Annotated in this window: 5 protein-coding genes; all 5 read right to left on the bottom strand. The window is 46.9% G+C overall.

Annotated elements, in window-relative coordinates; all coding sequences use genetic code 11:
* Positions 1-13: 13 nt before the first annotated feature.
* Genes AACP44_RS08765 through queA form a run of 5 tightly spaced genes read right to left on the bottom strand, consistent with a single transcriptional unit; the run spans position 14 to position 3,302 of the window.
* Positions 14-211: a DUF1289 domain-containing protein gene (locus AACP44_RS08765; protein ID WP_339340149.1), complete on the bottom strand. Its 198-nt coding sequence runs from the start codon at positions 209-211 to the stop codon at positions 14-16.
* On the bottom strand, positions 208-738 hold the full coding sequence (locus tag AACP44_RS08760; protein WP_339340148.1) for a gamma carbonic anhydrase family protein: 531 nt from the start codon (positions 736-738) through the stop codon (positions 208-210). The genes AACP44_RS08765 and AACP44_RS08760 overlap by 4 nt, the downstream gene beginning before the upstream one ends.
* A 24-nt stretch (positions 739-762) precedes the next feature.
* Complete coding sequence (locus tag AACP44_RS08755) at positions 763-1,077, bottom strand: YqfO family protein (protein ID WP_339340151.1); 315 nt, start codon at positions 1,075-1,077, stop codon at positions 763-765.
* Positions 1,078-1,079: 2 nt separating this feature from the next.
* Positions 1,080-2,219 (bottom strand): tRNA guanosine(34) transglycosylase Tgt, encoded by a 1,140-nt coding sequence (gene tgt / locus AACP44_RS08750; RefSeq protein ID WP_339340150.1) that lies wholly within the window; start codon positions 2,217-2,219, stop codon positions 1,080-1,082.
* 18 nt (positions 2,220-2,237) lie between these two features.
* Complete coding sequence (gene queA, locus AACP44_RS08745; protein WP_339340147.1) at positions 2,238-3,302, bottom strand: tRNA preQ1(34) S-adenosylmethionine ribosyltransferase-isomerase QueA; 1,065 nt, start codon at positions 3,300-3,302, stop codon at positions 2,238-2,240.
* Between the last annotated feature and the right edge of the window lie 210 nt (positions 3,303-3,512).

Here is a 3,512-nt window from a genome sequence, read left to right as displayed (position 1 = left end):
AATTATTTTTCTGTTACAACAATAAATGCGGATTAAACTGCTTAAAACGCCGTTTTACCTTGGTCATCACGACCTGTTTATCCTCTACCGACAGTATCGACCAATCAGTGATTTCCTGCGCACTGCGATAACAGCCTTCACAGATATCCTCCTCATTCAATACACAAACTGAAATACAAGGCGATTTTATCTCTACCACATCGTCACTCATGGCGCTGGTGTTTCCTCTTTTAAACCCTCGGCAAAACGACGGCCATTTTCAACATAATGCTGGGCGCTCCATTCCAGCCCTGCCTGTTGCGCTTGTGTTAACTGCTTTTTAATCCTGGCAGGCGACCCGACAACCAGCGAGCCATCGGGAATAACCATATTTTCTGTGACCAACGCATTGGCACCAATCAAACAGTGCTTGCCAATTTTGGCACCATTCAATACCACCGCATTAATACCCACCAAACTGTAATCACCAATCGTACAGCCGTGCAACATAGCCTTATGACCAACCGTCACTCCGGTACCCAGTGTGATTGGGTAACCCGGATCGGCATGCAATACACTACCGTCCTGAATATTGGTTTTATCACCGATAACGATCGATTCATTATCACCACGAATCACTACGTTAAACCAAATGCTGGCATCGCAACCAACACTGACATTACCAATTACTGTGGCATTATCAGCAACAAAAGCATCACCGTTAAAACAGACTTTTACACCATCGAGACTGTAAATCACTTAAAACTCCGAATTTTTCCCAAGCTAAAAGCTCTCCTCTAGCCGCCAAATCTGATAAGCAGGTTCTTCATAGGGATGAGCTGATTTAAACGCATCTACTGCCGCTTGAATCCAATCGTCATCACAGACCATTTCGACTTTATACTCAGCAACGGCTTCAAGTTTACCCGACTTGCCGATAAACGGTTGACTATCAGGCAGCGGTTTAAATTGTCCTTGCCCCAACACTTGCCAACAGCAGTATTCGTAATCGCCAATAGTGCCGGCACCAGCCTCAAAAACCGCAGTTTTTACCGACTCAAGATGCGATTCAGGCACATAAAAACAGAATTTATACATCATCAACCCACCGGATTTTGATCAGCTGCTTCGATCCCTTGGGCGGCATAAAATTCAGCGGCGTACTCAGCCAGACGGTTTTCTTCAATCGCCTCGCGAATGTTTTTCATATGCTGCTGGTAGTAATGCAAATTGTGAATAGTATTTAATTGGCCGCCCAGCATCTCTTTACATTTATCTAAATGATGCAAATAGCCGCGGCTAAAGTTTTTACAGGTATAACAATCACAATTGGGATCCAAAGGTTCATTACTATTTTTATGTTTGGCATTACGCAGCTTCACCACACCCTGAGAAGTAAATAAATGCGCATTGCGCGCATGACGTGTTGGCATTACGCAGTCAAACATATCAACACCGCGCATCACCGCCTCAAGGATATCCTGTGGTGTGCCAACACCCATGAGATAACGCGGCTTATCTTCCGGCATTTCAGGGGTCACCGTATCTAACACATTCATCATATCTTGTTTGGGCTCGCCGACTGACAAGCCACCAATGGCATAACCATCAAAACCTATTTCAGCCAAGCCCGCCATGGATTGCCTGCGCAGATCTTCATACATACCACCCTGCACAATACCAAATAACGCGGAGGGATTATCACCATGCGCTGCTTTGGAGCGCTTGGCCCAGCGTAGAGACAGGGCCATAGAATCTTCAGCTTCCTGATGAGTTGCAGGAAAAGGCGTGCACTCATCAAAAATCATCACAATATCCGAACCTAAATCGCGCTGTACCCGCATCGATGTTTCTGGATCAAGAAATACTTTAGAACCATCAATAGGTGATTTAAACGACACCCCCTGCTCGGTGATTTTTCGCAATGCACCAAGGCTAAACACCTGAAAGCCGCCGGAATCGGTTAGAATGGGTTTATCCCAACCCATAAAATCATGCAGCGTACCGTTATTATCTTCACCATGCTGCTTGACCACTTCGGTACCCGGCCGCAACCAAAGGTGGAAGGTATTACCCAGAATAATCTCTGCACCGATCTCTTTAATATCACGGGGCAACATACCTTTTACCGTACCGTAGGTGCCGACTGGCATAAATGCCGGAGTTTCCACGGTACCTCGAGGAAACGTTAAGCGGCCACGACGGGCTTGGCCATCGTTGCTATCACGTTCAAACTTCATTGCACATTCACGGCTCATTTATTGCTCACTGCTAGCTGTCGACGGTAATACCAACATAGCATCACCATAACTAAAAAATCGATATTGTTGCGCCACTGCTTCACGATAAGCGGCCAGCACATTAGCCTGACCGGCAAAGGCACTGACTAACATAATCAGCGTTGATTCCGGTAAATGGAAGTTGGTTATCATGGCATCCACTGATTTAAAGTGATAACCCGGATAAATAAAAATCTCCGAGTCACCACTAAAGGGCCGCAACTCGCCGCTTTGCGACGCTGTTTCCAAACTTCTGACAGATGTCGTGCCCACCGCAATGACCCGACCACCTTTGGCCCGCGTTGCTTTGATCTGCTCACAAACCTCAGCGGACACCTCGATATATTCAGCATGCATTTTATGCTCGGCAATATTATCGACCCGCACAGGTTGGAAAGTCCCCGCACCGACATGCAAAGTAACAAAGCCAGTGTCGACACCTATAGCCCGACACTGAGCAATAAATTCCTCAGTAAAATGCAAACCTGCCGTGGGTGCGGCTACTGCGCCTTCATGTTTGCCAAACACCGTCTGGTATCGGTCACGGTCACCTAACTCATCAGCGCGATCAATATAGGGTGGCAATGGCATATGGCCAATCGCGTTCATAACCTCTAGCGCAGTCTGTCTTTCGGTAAACTGCAATTCAAACAAAGCCCCCTGCCGACCTAACACCTCTACTTTGGACAAGACTTCGTCACTAGCCTGATCCGCCACCAAATGCAGCTCAGCACCGGATTTTGGCGATTTACTGGAGCGTATATGGGCCAATACTCGAGCATTATCCAATACTCGCTCAACCAGAATTTCCAAACGCCCACCGGTGGGCTTTTTACCCCACAATCGCGCCGGCAACACCTTGGTATCGTTAAAGATTAACAAGTCATCCTTGCTCAATAAGCTTGGCAAGTCTGTAAAGCGTTGATGCCGGGTTTCTCCGTTGGCACCATTCAACACTAATAGACGGCTAGCGGTCCGCTCCGGCATGGGATAACGGGCGATCAGTGAATCGGGTAAATCGAAATAAAAATCGGATAATTGCATGAGGTCTATATGACTGGCTAACAGGCGCGCAAGGTTATCGTAAAAACCTTATTCAAACCAGCAAAATGGCTTATTTTTGAACAGCCAGCAATCATCAGGAAAGCCTTTGACCTTTACCGCCACGTTGCTATAATGCCGCGCTCTGAGTGACCTACCGAGTAAAACTCTATGCCGGAGTGGTGAAATTGGTAGACACGTCGGATTCAAAAT

It is taken from the genome of uncultured Oceanicoccus sp. (assembly GCF_963968385.1).
In the GTDB taxonomy this organism is placed as follows: Bacteria; Pseudomonadota; Gammaproteobacteria; order Pseudomonadales; family Dasaniaceae; genus Oceanicoccus.
Note: the sequence above shows the minus strand (reverse complement) of the source record. Positions and strands in the feature narration are given on the sequence as shown.